General features: G+C 40.9%; 13 protein-coding genes and 1 pseudogene. 1 reads left to right on the forward strand and 13 read right to left on the reverse strand.

All coding sequences use genetic code 11. The features are described 5' to 3' along the window. Nucleotides 1-47: 47 nt before the first annotated feature. From BDD43_RS02255 to BDD43_RS02270, 4 genes are all read right to left on the reverse strand, one after another. Complete coding sequence (locus tag BDD43_RS02255) at nucleotides 48-620, reverse strand: RNA polymerase sigma factor (RefSeq protein WP_121196121.1); 573 nt, start codon at nucleotides 618-620, stop codon at nucleotides 48-50. Next, nucleotides 601-1,733, reverse strand: a protein-coding gene (locus tag BDD43_RS02260; RefSeq protein WP_233276784.1) for an IS630 family transposase whose coding sequence is annotated in 2 segments (ribosomal slippage) — nucleotides 601-1,304 and nucleotides 1,304-1,733 — 1,134 coding nt in all. Because the reading frame shifts where the segments join, the coding sequence is not laid out codon by codon here. Before BDD43_RS02260 ends, BDD43_RS02255 begins: the two co-directional genes overlap by 20 nt. Nucleotides 1,734-1,779: 46 nt before the next feature. After that, on the reverse strand, nucleotides 1,780-2,604 hold the full coding sequence (locus BDD43_RS02265) for a hypothetical protein (protein ID WP_147425547.1): 825 nt from the start codon (nucleotides 2,602-2,604) through the stop codon (nucleotides 1,780-1,782). A 133-nt stretch (nucleotides 2,605-2,737) separates the two neighbouring features. Further along, nucleotides 2,738-3,472 carry a TlpA family protein disulfide reductase gene (locus BDD43_RS02270; protein ID WP_121196124.1) on the reverse strand — a complete coding sequence of 245 codons (735 nt, stop codon included), beginning with the start codon at nucleotides 3,470-3,472 and terminating at the stop codon, nucleotides 2,738-2,740. 174 nt (nucleotides 3,473-3,646) lie between these two features. Here BDD43_RS02270 and BDD43_RS02275 point away from each other — a divergent pair. Beyond that, nucleotides 3,647-4,779, forward strand: a protein-coding gene (locus tag BDD43_RS02275; RefSeq protein WP_233276784.1) for an IS630 family transposase whose coding sequence is annotated in 2 segments (ribosomal slippage) — nucleotides 3,647-4,076 and nucleotides 4,076-4,779 — 1,134 coding nt in all. Because the reading frame shifts where the segments join, the coding sequence is not laid out codon by codon here. Nucleotides 4,780-5,266: 487 nt separating this feature from the next. On the opposite strand, the gene BDD43_RS02280 is transcribed toward BDD43_RS02275, so the two are convergent. The 9 genes and pseudogenes from BDD43_RS02280 to BDD43_RS02320 all read right to left on the reverse strand — a co-directional run bounded on the left by BDD43_RS02280 (nucleotide 5,267) and on the right by BDD43_RS02320 (nucleotide 18,400). Continuing rightward, nucleotides 5,267-6,664, reverse strand: a complete 1,398-nt coding sequence (locus BDD43_RS02280) for an efflux transporter outer membrane subunit (protein WP_121196126.1) — start codon at nucleotides 6,662-6,664, stop codon at nucleotides 5,267-5,269. Between the two features lie 34 nt (nucleotides 6,665-6,698). Next, on the reverse strand, nucleotides 6,699-9,848 hold the full coding sequence (locus BDD43_RS02285; RefSeq protein ID WP_121196127.1) for an efflux RND transporter permease subunit: 3,150 nt from the start codon (nucleotides 9,846-9,848) through the stop codon (nucleotides 6,699-6,701). A gap of 39 nt (nucleotides 9,849-9,887) precedes the next feature. After that, nucleotides 9,888-11,114, reverse strand: a complete 1,227-nt coding sequence (locus tag BDD43_RS02290; protein ID WP_121196129.1) for an efflux RND transporter periplasmic adaptor subunit — start codon at nucleotides 11,112-11,114, stop codon at nucleotides 9,888-9,890. An 87-nt stretch (nucleotides 11,115-11,201) separates the two neighbouring features. After that, on the reverse strand, nucleotides 11,202-11,804 hold the full coding sequence (locus BDD43_RS02295; protein ID WP_121196130.1) for a TetR/AcrR family transcriptional regulator: 603 nt from the start codon (nucleotides 11,802-11,804) through the stop codon (nucleotides 11,202-11,204). Between the two features lie 64 nt (nucleotides 11,805-11,868). Then, entirely contained in the window at nucleotides 11,869-12,072 is a 204-nt protein-coding gene (locus BDD43_RS02300) for a hypothetical protein (protein ID WP_147425548.1), read from the reverse strand. Nucleotides 12,073-12,101: 29 nt separating this feature from the next. Then, nucleotides 12,102-12,716, reverse strand: coding sequence for a TMEM175 family protein (locus BDD43_RS02305; RefSeq protein ID WP_121196133.1), 615 nt, complete (start codon nucleotides 12,714-12,716; stop codon nucleotides 12,102-12,104). A gap of 56 nt (nucleotides 12,717-12,772) precedes the next feature. Then, nucleotides 12,773-15,916: pseudogene (locus BDD43_RS02310) on the reverse strand (efflux RND transporter permease subunit). A 50-nt stretch (nucleotides 15,917-15,966) separates the two neighbouring features. Then, the gene (locus BDD43_RS02315; RefSeq protein WP_121196134.1) at nucleotides 15,967-17,019 is read right to left on the reverse strand and encodes an efflux RND transporter periplasmic adaptor subunit; all 1,053 of its coding nucleotides are present in this window, start codon (nucleotides 17,017-17,019) and stop codon (nucleotides 15,967-15,969) included. A 22-nt stretch (nucleotides 17,020-17,041) separates the two neighbouring features. After that, the gene (locus BDD43_RS02320) at nucleotides 17,042-18,400 is read right to left on the reverse strand and encodes a TolC family protein (protein WP_162846959.1); all 1,359 of its coding nucleotides are present in this window, start codon (nucleotides 18,398-18,400) and stop codon (nucleotides 17,042-17,044) included. Nucleotides 18,401-18,430 lie beyond the last annotated feature (30 nt).

An 18,430-nucleotide genomic window follows, 5' to 3' on the forward strand; every position in this document is an offset into this window, starting at 1 on the left:
AAGTGAAAAAAAGACGAATAAATCTAAAAAAACCTTACAAAGGCTGTTTATAGATAAAATATAGAGATGGCAATAGAAATACTAACACCTAATTTAAATCGTAGCAACTTTAATGCGTTATTGATCTGTTTTTTTACCGTATTATCGCTAATGTTCATTTTTTCAGCGATTTCTTTATAGGATAAATGAGATTTTCTGCTCAATTCAAAAACTTCTCTCATTCTTTCTGGTAAAAATGAGATTTCCTTTTCAATTGAAGCAGCTAATTCTTTTTCTCGAATAATATTATCCGTTGTCAATTCTCCCTGGTCAATAAAGGATTCTAAAGAATTAAAATAATCCCCTTTTATCTTATTGCGATCAATGACATCAAATATTTTGTAACGCAGTGATGAATAAAGGAATGCAGATAACGTGGTATTCACAAATAGTGTTGGACCCTTTAACCACAACATCGTGAAGATATCCTGAACTGCATCTTTAGCCTCTTCATCGTTCTGAAGTATTCTACGTGCATGTTTGAAAAGTAATGGCCAGTATCTTTTATAAATTACCTGATAAGCCGCGTATTCACCTTCTCTAAACAGAGCTAGTGTTATGTTAATCGTGTAATGACGGATAAAGTCTTTTCAGTTTTATTCGCGCATCTTTATTTTCGAACTGCCAGTTAATTTTGCTGTTCTTATTATTTCTGTTGTGTTGCCATGCCGCTACCTCTTCATTGATCTTCAGCATTGTTGAAATATGCCTGTTTAGGCATTGCCCATTCAATACATGCAATTCTATCTCGGCCATATTGAGCCAGCTTCCATGCTTGGGCGTATAAACAAACTCAAACCTATCCCATAGCCTTTTGGCTTCGGCTGGTTCAAATGTCTCGTAAAATGCAGAGGCCGAATGGGTTTTAAAATTGTCCATTACTAAAGTTATTTTTTTCGCTGTCGGGTACCATTCATCTGCTATTCTTTTTACGAATAAAGCCCAGTCCTTTTTGGTTTTAAACGCCGTAATTTCTACAAAGCGCTTGCCCCTCAAAGGCTCGTTGGCCATAAATATATTGACTACCCCATGCCTTATGTACTCGTAATCTACTCTTGCCTCCTGGCCAGGCTTCATGGCTTGAGAGGGCTGCCCTTCTTCTATCAATTGTTTTGGCGACTCATCCATACATACAACCGGAAATTCCTCATCATAAGGTTTTTTGTATACATCCAATACGCGTTCCATATTGGCTACAAATTCGCTGCTTTTTTCCGGTGGTATTACCCAGCCCTTTACTTTCCAAGGCTTAAGTTCGTTTTTTTAAGCACACTTCTTACTGTTACATGCGAAATACTTTCTACATATTCCAACTCTACCATTTTATCGGCGAGTAGCCTTAATGACCATTTAGCAAACCCCTCAGGCGGCTCGCTGCAACACAAGGCAACCAGCTTCGCTTCTACATCGCCATCTGATTTTGTTTCATAAACACGGCTGGTGGGGCGACGATCTAAAACACCTTCAAAACCCTCTTCAATAAACTTTTTCTTCACCCGGTCTATCGTTCGCATCCCTACTTTCAGGACTTTGCTGATCTGTTCATTTGTTATTTTCTCCGCATATTCCCCTTCATCACAATTCAATAGTATATAGGCTGTCCGGAATGTTTGAGAACTATGGGAGCCCTTGTTGATTATCGAGTATAACTCTCCAACCTCCTCTTTTGTAAGTTTTATCGTATAACGTACCATCTGTAATTTGTTTTACAAATATACGCTTTTATACGTCATATTATATTTAACTTAACACTAGTATAACAGTAATTACAAGCAATGTAAAGGCAATTGTTGCTATAAAATAAAATATGGCTGACTGATACCAATATGGCTTTACTGATAAATAAAGTAACCCCATGCTTTCTGGCTGTATAACATAGCTAAATTGCAATTCATAATCTGTATTTGCAGCTAGCTCTGGTAGCATTAAAAGTGTGGGGCCAATTTGCTGTAGCGTATCTCGTGTTTTTAGGTTTATTAAAAGGTATTTAACAGCAGAATCCCTAAATTCCGGTTTAGCATTAGTAGCAGCGACAAGCTTTCCACCGGGTGAAAAAAACAGTTTTTGTATACCACCGGTCTGTACCTGGCTTTCATGTATTTGTTCCTTCAGCTGTTGATGATAAACTTTAATTTCTGGAATTACTTTAAGCCGTTTAATGTAATATCGACGAACCAGTGTATCGGTATTGTAATCATAAAAATCTACAAAAAAGAAATCGTTAATTTTTAGCGAAATATAGCCTATATCAACCCCTTCTTTTAGAAGACGTTTATTGCTTTTTACTTGCTTTAATACTTTATTTAAGCTGTCAAATTGCAAAATGTACCCCTGTCCGTGTACCGAGGTTGTGGTATAGTATGATCTTTCATAAAGCTTATTGATTTGATAATGATTAAGCATCAGATTATTATACTTTTCTTTATGTCCCGGCTCCGATATATTAATTGTGCCAAAAGGGACATTGGTGGTTCGTATAGCTATCCAATTACCTGCAATATAAATGGGTATTATTTTTTGTCTTATCTCATTCCTTATATCGCCAACAAGAGTTCTGCTGTTCATTTGTTTAAGCAATACGCCTTGCGCTTCAACGCGTATAGGGGCTTTACCGAAAATAGTAACATGCTGGGCAAGGCACCTGTTATAAGATGGATTAGCTATTAAAAGAAAAATTATAAATCTTTTTAAAACAACGCTACTTATCCTTTTCAATTTGAGTTTTAATAATGGTTTCCAGTTTGTCGGCATTACTTGGTGCCGGGGCATCCAAATTAATTATTAATCCTGCTTTATCTAACACTACAAACTTAGGTATGGCATTGGTAAAGTAATTGCTCGTTTTACCATCACCATCAAAAAGTTGCAACCATTTCGGTTTATCGTGCTGCAATGCTTGTTGCCACGCATCCTTTCTATCGCGTACGGCAATACTTATAATTTGTACACGGCTATCAGATTTGTATCTTTCATACAGTTTGTTTAAGTAAGGGGTCTCTTCACGACATGGCGCACATGAGCTAGCCCAAAAGTCGATTAAAACCACCTTGCCTTTAAAATCTGACAGCGTATGTTTAATTCCTTTATTATCAACAAGCGAAAATGCTTGTGCTGCATCTCCAATTTTGTATTTACCAAGCTCATACTCTTTCTTATTTATGAGAGTTATCAGTTCGTTTTGGTAAAGCGTGCTATTTATGTTGCCTAAATAAGGTAAAGTGTTTTTAGCAGCCACCTTAAATTCTTCATAAGTGTTAATTACCGCGTTTAAATTAAGATTGATAAACTTGTAAAAAACATAATCCCTAACATCACCTTTAAAGGTCGTATTGATTTTTTTTAACAATGAGCCATATTTATCATAAGGAATACTATTCTTTACTTTGTTATCGTGTTTGAAACTGTAATAAAGGTACCAATATGAAAAGCCCATTAGATTTTTAAAGGCAGGGCAGGTCAAATTGCTGCTATTCGATAAGTCGTTTATTATCTTACTGTCAAAATTAGTTGCTATGTATTTATCTACCTCTATAGGGCTTTCAGTATCTAGTGTTAAGTTAAATATAATATGACGTATAAAAGCGTATATTTGTAAAACAAATTACAGATGGTACGTTATACGATAAAACTTACAAAAGAGGAGGTTGGAGAGTTATACTCGATAATCAACAAGGGCTCCCATAGTTCTCAAACATTCCGGACAGCCTATATACTATTGAATTGTGATGAAGGGGAATATGCGGAGAAAATAACAAATGAACAGATCAGCAAAGTCCTGAAAGTAGGGATGCGAACGATAGACCGGGTGAAGAAAAAGTTTATTGAAGAGGGTTTTGAAGGTGTTTTAGATCGTCGCCCCACCAGCCGTGTTTATGAAACAAAATCAGATGGCGATGTAGAAGCGAAGCTGGTTGCCTTGTGTTGCAGCGAGCCGCCTGAGGGGTTTGCTAAATGGTCATTAAGGCTACTCGCCGATAAAATGGTAGAGTTGGAATATGTAGAAAGTATTTCGCATGTAACAGTAAGAAGTGTGCTTAAAAAAACGAACTTAAGCCTTGGAAAGTAAAGGGCTGGGTAATACCACCGGAAAAAAGCAGCGAATTTGTAGCCAATATGGAACGCGTATTGGATGTATACAAAAAACCTTATGATGAGGAATTTCCGGTTGTATGTATGGATGAGTCGCCAAAACAATTGATAGAAGAAGGGCAGCCCTCTCAAGCCATGAAGCCTGGCCAGGAGGCAAGAGTAGATTACGAGTACATAAGGCATGGGGTAGTCAATATATTTATGGCCAACGAGCCTTTGAGGGGCAAGCGCTTTGTAGAAATTACGGCGTTTAAAACCAAAAAGGACTGGGCTTTATTCGTAAAAAGAATAGCAGATGAATGGTACCCGACAGCGAAAAAAATAACTTTAGTAATGGACAATTTTAAAACCCATTCGGCCTCTGCATTTTACGAGACATTTGAACCAGCCGAAGCCAAAAGGCTATGGGATAGGTTTGAGTTTGTTTATACGCCCAAGCATGGAAGCTGGCTCAATATGGCCGAGATAGAATTGCATGTATTGAATGGGCAATGCCTAAACAGGCATATTTCAACAATGCTGAAGATCAATGAAGAGGTAGCGGCATGGCAACACAACAGAAATAATAAGAACAGCAAAATTAACTGGCAGTTCGAAAATAAAGATGCGCGAATAAAACTGAAAAGACTTTATCCGTCATTACACGATTAACATAACACTAGAAGTTCTTGATCCTGAAGTTCACCAAACACGTCCATAACATAGCTAAACTACTAACGAATATAACTAAAAATTTACATTAAATTAAAGTTTGGTATTATGTAACTGGATATTCCGGAGCTATTGATCACCCCGTTCCGGAATAGCAAACAGTTGATTCCGTAACACTTTGATCATTTCAATTTGTTGATTACTAATTCAATTCTCCCAAAATGCCTACACAACCCGATACTCCAAAGCGCACGGAATGGCATGGTCAAGCCTCCCGGATTATCCAGTTATGATAAATGAAACACCTCTTTATTGAATATAAGCGGAGATCTAAAGTTGCACCGACTAAGCGGTGCAACTATTTTGAGATCAAGTATCACAAACAACGGAACTTTATCTTTGCATCTTTAACTTGTGCACTTTATGAAACTGTATAATGACTTTTGAATCTTTGATATTTGAAAATATCTTACCTCTGCTATTTGGTTTATTTCCAACCGCCGCCAAGGCTTTGGTAAAGCGTTACTACCGAGGTTAACTGCTGCAATTTATCGCTGACACTGCTCAATTGAGCTGCGAGGTAACCTTGCTCTGACGTGAGTACATCCGTGTAAGTTACATAACCACCCTTTAATAATAAGCGGTTATAATCTACAGATCTTTTCCAGGCATCCAGTTGCAGGTTTCGTGTAGCCGTTTTGTTTTTTGAAGATTGATAACCGGACAGTGCATTTGAAACTTCCTGCCCCGCGTTTAAAACCGTTTGCTGAAAAGTATTTACATATTCATCATATTGTGCTTTTGCCACTTCTAATCGTTGCTTATTAAGCCCATGATTAAAAATGGGTTGCGTTAAACCGCCTACAACACTGCCAAATACAGACCCTGTATTGAACAAGCTGCCGATAGTTGCCGATTGCCATCCACCTTGTGCCGTAATCGTAAGCGAAGGGTAGAAGTATGCTCTTGCCACATTGATCTGCTCGAAATAATAACGTACGTTATACTCAGCTTCCTGCACATCAGGCCGGTTGCTTAATAACTGCGCCGATACACCGGTTGCTACCAAACTGTCCGCCTGCTGCACATCTAAGGAGTCGCGCTGTATAGCGCCGGCGTGTCTGCCTATTAAAACGCATATAGCGTTCTCGGTTTGCGTTATGTTGTTCTGCAAATCGGGTATGGTAACTTCTGCCGCGTAGCGGTTAGCTTCGCTTTGTGCTACGGAAGCTTCATTTACACGATTAGCCAGCTTCAGTGCCTTGTTGGTTTCCACATCAGTTTTATAGCTCTCAACAGTTTGACGGGTTATCGCCAGCTGCTTATCATAAGCCAGCAGGTTATAATAATCGGTAGCAATGTTGGCAATCATTTGTGTTTGTACCGATCGGCGATTGGCATAGCTTTGCAGCAGCAGGGCCAGGTTACCTTGCTTAGCGCTGCTTAACTTACCCCAAATATCAACTTCCCAACTGGCACTGCCCGATAGCTGGAACAAATTATTTGGTGTTATACCAAGTGAGCCACCCTGAGCATACGATGTCCGCTGTTTTGTATATTGCGGCCCTGCGCTTAGCGTTGGATAAAACGCAGCCTTGCTTTGCGCCAGGTTTGCTTCTGCTTGTTTGATGCGGGTTATGGCAATTTTCAGGTCGTAATTATTACGGATTCCTTCTTCTATTAAAGCCTGTAAATGTTCATCCTTAAACATTTGTTTCCATGAAAGACTACCTATCCCGGTTGTATCGGAGGTGTTAACACCACGATACAGGCTATCGGTTTTTGCAGCCGGGCGTACGTAGGGCTGCCTTAGTTTGCATGATGGCAGTATGAGTGTAGCAGTTGCAGCTATCGCGGCAAGCTTGCTTAAATATTTTACGTTCATAAACTTTTTTGCTTATCGTTTATCAATACATTTTTTAGTGGGCAGATGCTGTTTCACTATTTGACTCTTTGGGATGACCACTTCCGCTAAATTTTTCCTGTAATGTTTGGAACAGGATATACAATATTGGAATAACAAATACGCCGAAAACAGTGCCAACCAGCATGCCGCCTACGGCGCCAGTACCAATCGATCTGTTACCTGCTGCCCCAACTCCCGAAGAGAACATGAGCGGCATCAGGCCGAAGATGAAAGCCAGCGAGGTCATTAATATGGGGCGCAAACGGGCAGTGGCCGCTTCAACAGCCGCTTGTACAATGGGCATTCCCTTTTTGCGCCGTGCTACTGCATACTGTATAATCAGGATCGCATTTTTAGCCAATAAGCCGATGAGCATGACCACTGATATTTGCATATAAATATTGTTATCGAGCCCCATTAACTTGGCAAACAAGTAAACGCCGGCCAAACCCACAGGTAGCGAGCAGAGTACCGCAAGCGGTATGATATAACTTTCGTACAGCGCGCTCAGTAAAAAGAAAACGAATACGATACACAGCACATAAATGAATATCGTTTTACTGCCCGAACTAACTTCTTCCCGTGATAAACCGGAATAATCAAAGGTGTAACCGGCAGGTAAAGTTTTTGCAGCAACCTCCTGTACAGCCTTCAATGCATCGCCGCTGCTGAAACCGGGCTTGGGCGAGCCTATCACCGATATGTTGTTGAATAAATTGAATCGTGATAAACTTTGCGGCCCGTTTATTGGCTTAAGGGTAACAAACTCTGATACTGGCGCCATAGTTCCCGCAGAATTTTTAACATAAATATTATCCAGGCTCAGCGCATTCTTACGGTATTGGTAATCAGCCTGCACCATCACACGGTATTGCTTACCAAACTGGTTAAAGGTGGATGCATATACGCCGCCATAGTAACCCTGCATCGTACTGGTGATATCGCTGATTAATACGCCCGCCTGTTTGGCCCTGGGCACATTAACGGACATGAGGAATTGTGGATAATTGGGATTAAATCCGGTGGCACCATATAAAATCTCCGGACGTTGGTTCAGCGCTCCTAAGAAACCGCCGGCAACTTTATAAAAATCGGCTATACTGCCGCCTGTTTTATCTTGTAATTCAATGGTAAAACCGCTTGAATTACCAAATCCTGGTACGGTTGGCGGGGCAAAAAACAATATCTTGGCGCCTTTAATAGCGGCAGTCATACCAAAAAGCTGCCCTATAACATCGTCAGCTTTTACACCTTTCCTTTCATCCCATGTCTTTAGTTTAATGATACCAAGTGCAAAGTTGCTGCCTGCACCGTTAATGATACTTTGCCCGGTAACCATTCCCCTGTTTTCTATGCTGGGTATGCTTGCGGCAAGCTTATCAACCATCTCTGTTACTGCTATTGTTTTTTCGAGCGAAGTACCTGGTGGAAGGCTAATATCGGCAAATATGGTACCCTGATCCTCGTTAGGAACAAATCCTCCGGGTGTGGTTTTCATGCAAAATACCAGCAAGGCGGTAAAACCAAGTACCATAACAGGTACAATCCAGCGTTTGCGGTTTAAAATTCCTATGGAATTTTGGTACTTATTTTTTAGGGTATCAAACGCGGTGTTAAAGCTGGTGTAAAACCGTTTTAAAAGACTTTTTTGGGTTGTTTCATGCTCATCATGTGGTTTCAGGAACAATGCGCACAGCGCAGGGCTGAGTGTTAAAGCATTAATGGCAGATATCACAATTGCTGATGCCAGTGTTAACCCAAACTGTTTGAAAAACACACCGGAGCTGCCGCTGATAAACGAAACCGGGATAAATACCGCAGCCATAACCAGGGTAATCGCTACAATAGTTCCACCTAACTCGCTCATAGAATCAATGGCTGCGTCATGTGCCGATTTGTATCCTTCATCAAGTTTGGCATGGACGGCCTCAACAACCACAATCGCATCATCTACCACAATACCTATAGCCAGCACCAAAGCAAACAGGGTAAGCAGATTTATAGAAAAACCGAATAAGCTAAGGCAGGCAAATGTACCAACGATAGAAACCAGTACAGAAATGCCCGGGATAAGTGTTGACCTGAAATCCTGAAGGAATATAAATACAACAATAAATACCAGTATGTAAGCCTCAACCAGGGTTTCTACAACCTTGTCGATGGAAGCACTTAAGAAATCATTAGCATTATACAGCGAAACATAACTTACGCCTTTTGGAAAAGATGGTGCATCCTTATCAAGTGTGGCTATGGCCTGCTTAATAATGGTTTGGGCATTTGATCCCGATACCTGGCTGACTGCAATAACCACGGAAGGTTCATTGTCCGTACTTAAGGTTGATGAGTAATTTAACGAACCCAGTTCAATGCGGGCAATATCACGCAGGCGTAATACCGAACCGTCGGCATTGGAGCGCATCACCATATTACCGAATTGAGTAGTATCAAGCAGTTTCCCGGTGTACTGAATACTGTATTGAAAAACCTGGTTACTATTTTCGCCAAACTTTCCTGGTGCTGCATCAATGTTCTGTTCGGCAAGTGCGTTGTTAACATCGGTTGGTGTTAGCCCATAGCTGGACATTACCTCGGGTTTAAGCCATATGCGCATGGCATAATCTTTACTGCCAAAAGCAGATGCGCTGCCAACGCCGTCAATCCTTTTAATTTCGGGGATAATGTTGATGTTGGCATAGTTGTTCAAAAAGGTTTGATCGTATGCCGGGTTACTACTTTTTAGCGCGAAAAACAGCAGGTTACTGCTTTGTTGTTTCTGTACGGTTACACCGGCCTTAGTTACTTCGGCCGGCAACACGCTGCTGGCAATAGATACTCTGTTTTGAACATTTACGGCGTTAATATCGGGGTTGGTGCCTAATTTAAAATAGATGGTAATGGTGGCGCTGCCATCATTAGTTGCAGTTGAGGTCATGTAAGTCATTCCTTCAACACCATTAATCTGTTCTTCCAGCGGTACAATTACGTTACGTTGAATAACGCTGGCCCCTGCACCTGTATAAGTTGCAGTTACCTGTACGGTAGGAGGCGCTATCTCGGGGTATTGTGATACCGGCAGACCGAGGTAGGCCAATACGCCAAGTATCACGAGCATGACTGATATTACAGTTGATAATACCGGTCTTTCGATGAATATTTTAAGCATGATAATGTTCTTTGATTTTCAGATGGGCTGCTTACTTGATTATTTGTGTTTTAAGCTGTTTGTAGTCGGGGTTTTGGCATCGGCATACAAACTATCGGTGTTGGCCGGTATGGGTTTTATGGCTACGCCTGGTTTTAGGTTACCTACACCTTCTATCACTATTTTATCGCCACTTTTTAAACCGCTTTGAACCACATATAAATTACCGATTGGGTTCTCGGATAACTGTACACCTGTATTTACGGTACTATCCTTATCACTCAAGGTGTAAACAAATTTTTTGCCCTGCATATCATAAGTTGCATTTTGAGGTATAAGTGTAGCGCTATTTATATTAACCGGTATTTTTATGGTAGCACTGTTACCACTGCGGATCAAACCAAGGGTGTTAGGAAAGTCTGCCCGGAAACTTACCGAACCGGTTTCGGTGCTAACCAAACCGCTGGCAGTGACCAATCTTCCTTTTAGCGGATATTCCGTACCATCGGGTAGTACCAGCGAAACATCTGCAGTAGTGGCCAGTTTGTCCTTCAGTGTTTTGCCTTTGGTAACCCTTAAAAACTCAAGCAGCTGTTTTTCATTTAGCGAGAAATACACATAAATGTTATGTGTATTATAGACAGTGGTTAGCGGATTGGTTGAAGTGCTGGTAATCAGGGTTCCAACTTTATAAGGTATTTTACTGATCACACCATCTGCAGGGCTGGTTAAATAAGTATAACCCAGGTTTACTTTTGCATTTAACAGGTCGGCTTTTGCCGATGCCAGTGATGCGCGTTTAGACTGTAAGGTATACTCGTCTGACTTTAATTCATATTCGCTGATTATATTTTGTTTAACCAGTGGTCTGACCTTTTCAACGTTCATTTCAGCCGTCAGCACATCTGCTTCTCCTATTTTAACGGATGCCTCGGCGGTTCGTAAAGCAGCGTCGTATTGGGGGTTTCTTAGTTTGAACAGTGGCTGCCCCTTATGTACCACGGCACCCTCATCAACAAATATCTGTTCTATAAAACCGTCAACTTTTGGGCGAATCTCTATATCCTGTTCTCCTTGTATCGTTGCCGGATAGGTATAATACATGGTAGCTGGCCCTGAATAAACCGTAGCTGTTTTATATGGCATGGGGCCGGCAGGCCCTTGCTGGCCTCCGGCAGGCGGCCCGCTATGACAAGCTGCCAGTAATACAAGTAAAGATGGCAATAGCGTGAATGTCATCTTATGATTGATCGAAGGGGTCCATTTCATAAAGTGGTTATTTTTCATTGTTTTATGTGCTATGAATATTACAATTTAGTTTTATTATTTTGTTTAACATTTTTGTTTGTTCGCTTTTAAAAAAAATGCCTTTTTTCAGACATCCAAAAAAAACAATTGCAAAATTATTTTTTTTCGTTCGGTTAACATTTTACTGTAAGTTTCATCGTCAACATTTATAGCGCCCTGAACGATAGATCTCCCCAAAAAAGGGAAAGAACATAAAGAGATCATGGTCATAACAAAGTGATTGGCGGTAATTGGTTTCATAAGACCTTTTGCCACTTCTTTTTGAATCTCGTTGTCCAGTTCCTTATGCATATCATCTTTATTGATTTCAGTCATCGCAAGCTTCAAAGTGTTGTTTGAATTCCGCTCAGTGATCACAAATAATTCCAGGTAAGGGTGTTGTAGCGACTTTTCAAAAAAGAAATCAATAAATTCTCCGGTTTTTTCTCTTATGGGTAAATTCTGAACGGCTATTAAATGCATTTTGCTCCTCATCTCAGTAATAGCTTCGGTAAAAACCTTATCAAAAAGCAATTTACGACTGCGGTAATAATAATGTATAGAGGCGCGGTTTATGCCGGCAGCATCGGCAATATCCTGGGTGGTTGCATGTATGTTGCCATCTACAAAAAATACTTTTTTTGCCGTATCCTTAATTAGTTGTTCTGTATCTGTAGCTAAAGTTTCCATTTTTCAATCTCTTAAACGCGCTTTTTGTTATAGTTAAATACCTAACAATTACAATACAAATATGTTAAACAATTTTGTTAAACACGAAATGTTTTGTCTTGATTTTGTAATATTTAATACGACGAAAGCCGTCGATTCCTGACGAAAATCGAAATTGGTTGTTGATATACAGGTTTTCAATTTTCAATTCCAGCTCCGCTATCAGGTTTTCGGGCAGATTGATATATTCTATTTCGAATAAATCAATCGATTTTAAGTCTGTTTTCATGTTCAGGTAATTAGGTTTAATGCTATAATTCATAGTAACCTTATCCGCGGAAAGATGAAGTATAAAGTGATTGTTGTATAAATCAATATAGCTAACCAGCTATTCACCCAACTTAAGGCCGCACCAGCTAAATAAGCAGACGGCCCTAAAAAGCTGTGTAGACGGGCGCTCTTTCTTAAAATGTCGATGTCAAATTCCACTTTTAGTAATTGGGTATGCTTTGTGAGATAATTACCCATACCCGAAAAAAATAAAGTAGGCATCGCCATGCACAATCCGTAAAAGCATGTAGCTGAATTATTTCCTACATACTCGCCCATTAAATTAGTAGGGAATGGCAATAGTGAAATGAACATCAATAGCAGGTTATTTAACCAAAAAATAGTTGGATCAATCCTTTTCAGAATTTGTATGAAACGGTGATGATTCATCCAGATCACACACACCACTAAAAAACTATTGATCCAGGCAATTAATTTAGGCAAAGTTGACAGGATGGCCATCCATACATTTGCATTCGTTGGATGATTTATATGGGGAAAATGCAGGTCGAACACCAACAAAGTTGCTACAACAGTAAAAACTCCGTCACTGAATGTTTCGACCCGGCCGATGTTTAGATCTTCAAAACTAGGCGCTTTCATAGTTGATGCAATCTTTACCGGTAAAGATCCGCTTTACCGGTAAAGATTATGTTAAATTAATGACTGCTGTTAGAAACAGTTGTTGGTTGCAATTTCTCCTGTTTTTCAGGGAGCCATATCCCGATTTTTTCACGCAGACGGTCTACACTGTAATAAACCATTGGCACTACAAAAACCGTTAAACAAAGGCTGGATGACAGGCCGCCAATAATTACCCATGCCAAACCATTTTTCCATTCACTGCCAGGAGCTGTCGATATAGCGATAGGTATCATCCCGATAACCATTGCTGCTGTCGTCATTAAGATGGGCCGGAGCCTCTCTTTTCCTGCCTCAATAAGTGCTTGCCATGTAGTATCTCCATGTTCTTTACGGTGATTGGCAAAGTCCACGATAAGTATCGCATTCTTAGCCACCAAGCCGAGCAGCATGATCATGCCTAAAATGGTAAAAATACTCATGGAAGATTTAGTTAATGCCAAGGCTAAAAACACGCCGATGAAAGCCACCGGGAGAGAGAATAGCACGACGAACGGATAAACAAAATTATCATATAATGCCACCATCACCAGGTACATCAATATAACCGCGGCTAATATAGCTATACCCATTGCACCGAATGAATCGCCCTGCCGTTCCACATCACCACTCCAGCGAATGTCTATACCGGGCGGTAAAGGTTTCTCTACTAATGATTGTTTGATCTGATCGGCAATCACGCCGGAAGTAATACCTAAAACATCGCTTTTTATAGTAACAGAAGTACGCCGGTCCTTTCTTTCCAAAACGCTTGGACCGCTCCCCTGCACTATATCGGCAAATTGTGATAGTTTAATTAATTTGCCGGAAGAACTGTTAAAGGTCATCGCTTTTACATCCTCCACGCTATGCTTATCAAAGTCGTCAAACTTCACTTTAATATCATATTCGTTCGTACCCACCCGATATTTGGCATCATCATTACCGGCAAAGGCATTTTGTAGTACCGCGCCAACCATATTAATATTCAAGCCCAGTTGACTCATCTTTTCACGATCAATATTTACCGCTACTTCCGGGTTGCCATCTTCCACACTTAATGCTACGTTAATAGCGCCAGGCATGGCTTTTATACGCTGTTTTAACTCATTGGCGGCTGCCATTAATTGGGAGGTATTTTCTCCATTCAATACCAGTTGTATCGGTTCGCCGCTATTAACCATACTGACCATTGTAGGGCTGATCTTTACACCTGCGAAATGCTGCGCAATATCAAGGGTTTTCTTCAGCATTATTTTTTCTGTAGGAAGCTTACGTTCTTGTTTATCAACCAGTGTTACCGTCAATTCCGATTTATAATCAGAACCAACCCCAGCTACCAGTGACGATGTACTTGATCCGGCCACATTGCTTGCAACATCTACAACATCGGCTTGTTTACGCAGATAGCTCTCTATGGCATTGCTGCGCAAATTATTTTGTTTTACTGTCGTATTCTTATCAAACTCTAATGCCAGCCTGAACTGGCCTTTATCGGTAGGAGCTATAAATTCACTACCTATAACGCCCAATTTCATGACCCAGACCACTACTGCAAACAGGCATATCACGATACCGCTCATCGCCAGTTTGTGGCTTAATACCCATTTGAGTGAGTTAATATACCAATTCGTCAAACCGGTGATGAGTTTCTCAAACAGGATAAGCGGCTTATCCAATAGCTTCCGGTTATCCAGTATGCTTACTTTGCCAAAACGCGAGGCCAGCCATGGAGTCAGTGTAAAACAAACAAAAAGGCTCATTAACGTTGCGATGACGATAGTAGCCGAATAAGCGCGCAGGATAGAACCGATGCTGTTTTGAATAAGGCACAAAGGCCCAAAAACTACAACGTCAACCATCGTAATAGCAATGGCAGAGAAGCCTATTTCGCTGCGGCCATCAAGCGCCGCGGTTACTTTATCTTTACCCATTGACAGGTGCCGGTGAATATTTTCTAAAACCACGATACTGTCATCCACCAGTATACCAATTACCAGTGATAGGCCCAGCAAGGTCATTAAATTCAGGGTGTAACCCATCAGGTACAGTGCGATAAATGTAGAAATCAGGGAGGTTGGAATAGCTACCAGCACAATCAGCGAATCGCGGATGCTGTGCAAAAATAACAGCATGATCACAGCAACCAGAATTACGGCCAGTATCAAATCATCCACCACACCGCCAGCGGCTTCAAGCGTGTAGTCAGCTGTATCATCCGCAATGATGAATTTCACCCCGTTTGCGGCATATCTTTTTTCAATAAGCGCAATTTTTTGTTTAACCTGCTTACTAATCTCTACTGCGTTGGCCCCCCCCTGCTTTTTGATAAGCAGACCAATACCGTTTTGTCCGTTATAACGGAATACGCTTGACGGGTCTTTGGTAACGTCGGCTACGCTGGCAACGTCACTCAGTCTTACCGGGCTTCCGGCAGCCGGCAGGCTTACGACCAGTTTATCGAGTTGGGATACAGAACTGTAATTACCGGACAAACGCACGGTCATCTGTCCCATGCTCTCGGATTTAATTTTTCCGGCCGGGAGTTCCTGATTACCGTTAGCAACGGCTGTCGTCACATTTAAAATAGAAAGGCCGTAGTAATCCAGTTTGTCTTTATTAATATTTACCTGTATCTCACGTTCCTGTCCACCAATCAGCGTAATCTCCCCAACGCCGGTTATTTGTTGGAACAGCGGATTTACCTGATTTTTAACAATATCATAAAAAGCGGCATTATCGAGCGACTATGTGGCCATCAGCTGAACAATAGGCTGATCGCTTGGCGTTACTTTACTGATACTAGATGCTTTAACATCAGTTGGCAAGTCGCTTTTGATATTGTTTATTTTGCGTTGTACATCCTGTTGCTTTTGATCTATATTAGTGCCGCTGACGAACTCGGCAGTAATAATAGAGGTTCCTTCCAGCGATTGCGAGGTGATGGTTTTGATACCGTCTACCGCGCTTAACTGGTCTTCAATTTTTTTTGTTACCGTTTGCTCTATGTTAGCCGGCGCTGCTCCGGGATAATTGGTTGTAACAACAAGGGTCGGACTGGATATATCAGGCAGAAGCTCGTAGCTCAACTGCTGGTAGCAAAATAACCCGCCGCCTATTAGTATCGAAAACATTACGATAATGAGGGAGGGTCTTTTTATAGCTATTTCGGTTAAAGTCATATTCTTAATGTTAAGTTTTTTTTACATGTAACTTATTTTCAGCTCCCTATCTATTTTATTTCGACCTTCGTACCTTCGGTCAGGTTTACAAGTCCGCCTGTGATCACGATATCATTGATATTTAAACCTTTTGTTACTTGTATTCGCGTGTCATTACTGGCACCTGTCTCAATATCGTGCAACCTGGCTACACCTTGCTCGGCTATGTAAACCTGTGGCCTTTTAGAAGACCCCAGTAAGGCTGAACGCGGTATGCTAAAGGCATTTTGCAAAGGGGAACTACCCATTGTTACACGACCATACATACCAGACCGCAAAGGGGTTTGGGCTTTGTTAGTCACTAAAAATTTTACCATGTAATTATGAGAAACATCGGCATCACTGGACACATAATTCACAACGCCTTTAAATACCGCGTCGGGATAAACGTCCGTTTTAACATCCATTATCATCCCATTTTTAAATTGCGGGATATATTTTTCAGGTACGCTTATCTCAAGCTTTAAAGTAGCAATATCAATCAGCGTTGCCATCGGGTTTCCAGGGGATACAATAGCCCCGAGGTCGAAATTCCTTGCGGTAACAACACCGGTAAATGGAGCTTTAATCGTATATTGTTTAATTTGCGTGTTCAACTGCTCTATTTGAGCCTGGCTGGTCAGCACCTGCGTTCGTGCGTTATCCATTTGCAGTTGCGTAACTCCCGTTGGTGCTGATTCATAACGTTTCAAAGTGTTTTGATTGTTGCCAAGGCTAGCCATTGCAGAGCTGAGCTGGGCACGCAATACACCATCATCCAGGCGGGCAATCAGACTGCCGGTCTTTACCATACTACCTTCCTCTATGCCAACGGTAATTACCTTTCCGGAAGTTTCTGATGCGATAGTAACGGCTCTATTTGGTGAAAAAGCCCCTAAAAAAGGGGTTGCAATTTTAAAGTCAGCGCCTTTAACGGTATCTGCCTGTACAATGGCTTTTGTATTCACCGCAGGCCGGTAAACCCTGGCTTCCACCTCTTTTTTATTAGATAATAGTTTGAAGACCGTAAATACCACAAGGCCAAGAAGGACTATAATAACAATGATTTTGTTTGATTTTTTCATTTTTTGAGGTTATTGATGAAGTTTAGTTTTGATTTTTTAGCAGCGTACCCTGCGCTTTTTTAACATCGAGTTCTGCCTGCTTAATATTGATAAGTGCATTCACAAAGTTGTTCTGAGCGGTTTGAAGGTCGCTGTTGCTGTTGATGAAATCGCTTACTTTAACCAACCCGCTTTTATATTGAGCATCAATATCCTTCATCACCTTTTGCGCCAGCAACAGGTTTCGTTGCTGATTTTGAAAGGTTATAAAATTGCTTTTCAGATCGGCATAGGCATTCGCCAGATCTTTATTGTTTTGCTGCGTCGTTTGCTGTGCCTCTACTTCGTACTTTTTCATTTCAAAGTATTTTTGCCTGGCCTGGTACTTAATGCTGAAACCATCAAAAATCGGGATGGATAGTTTTAAGCCGAAGTAGGAATTAGGATAATATTTGTTGTTGATCGTATTGAAAGGATTTGCAGTTGTTGAATAACCATATAAACCGTAGGCGCCGTTTAATGATAATGTTGGCAAATAACCTGCTTTAATATTTTGCTCTTGCAGTTTGGCTATTTTAACATTTGCCATGACCTGCTGATAATTCGTTTTTGAAGTTTCGTCAAGTGATGGTAACTGTAAAATAGCATCGTCTGCCTCGTCAGCTGCAAATGGGATCACGGCAATTTCAGTGCTTAATGGCAGGTTCATGAGGGTCTTAAGCATGTTGTAATACTTCTCTTTGCTGTTTTCCTGGCTCTGTATACTGGCCATATCGTTATCTCTGGTTACGTTAAGCCTGTCTACGTCGGTTTGAGTCGCAAGGCCGGCCTTTAATTGATCCTTTATGCTTGCCAATAATTTTTCCGTGTTGACCAAAGTTTCTTTGCTCAATTCCGTTTGTTTGATGACAGACTGAATATTGTAATACGTGGCCGAAACATTGTACACCAAATCTTCCTTACTACTGGTGATCTGGAGTTGATTTAAATTCACGGCTACTTTTGCAGCTTTTAAGGCTATGATAGCCGAAGGGTTAAAAATATTTTGATTTAAAGTAATTGTTCCGGACTTGCTTTGCGGCACCCCGAACTTCACAGCCGAATAGGTTCCCTTAGGACCACCAAAGGCATCAGCAGGAATAACACTGGTAGACACCTGGAATGCATATTGATAAGACCCTTCTCCGGCAATAGTGGGCAATAACGTACTGAACTGCTGTTGAACTCCTGCTTTAGTTTTCTCCAGATCATAGCCATCTGCTGTTAACTGAAGACTTTTCTGTAGTGCGTTATCCACACACTGTTTAAGTGTTAGCGTTTCCTGGGCCTTTGCCTGGTACGGACAATCCAGAAAATATACCAGTACACAAGCCAGGGTTAAAATTCGATTTTTAATTATCATTTTTGTTTGACTTTTTTGTTGAAACATAAT

The sequence above is a fragment of the Mucilaginibacter gracilis genome (assembly GCF_003633615.1).
GTDB classification, from domain to species: Bacteria; Bacteroidota; Bacteroidia; order Sphingobacteriales; family Sphingobacteriaceae; genus Mucilaginibacter; species Mucilaginibacter gracilis.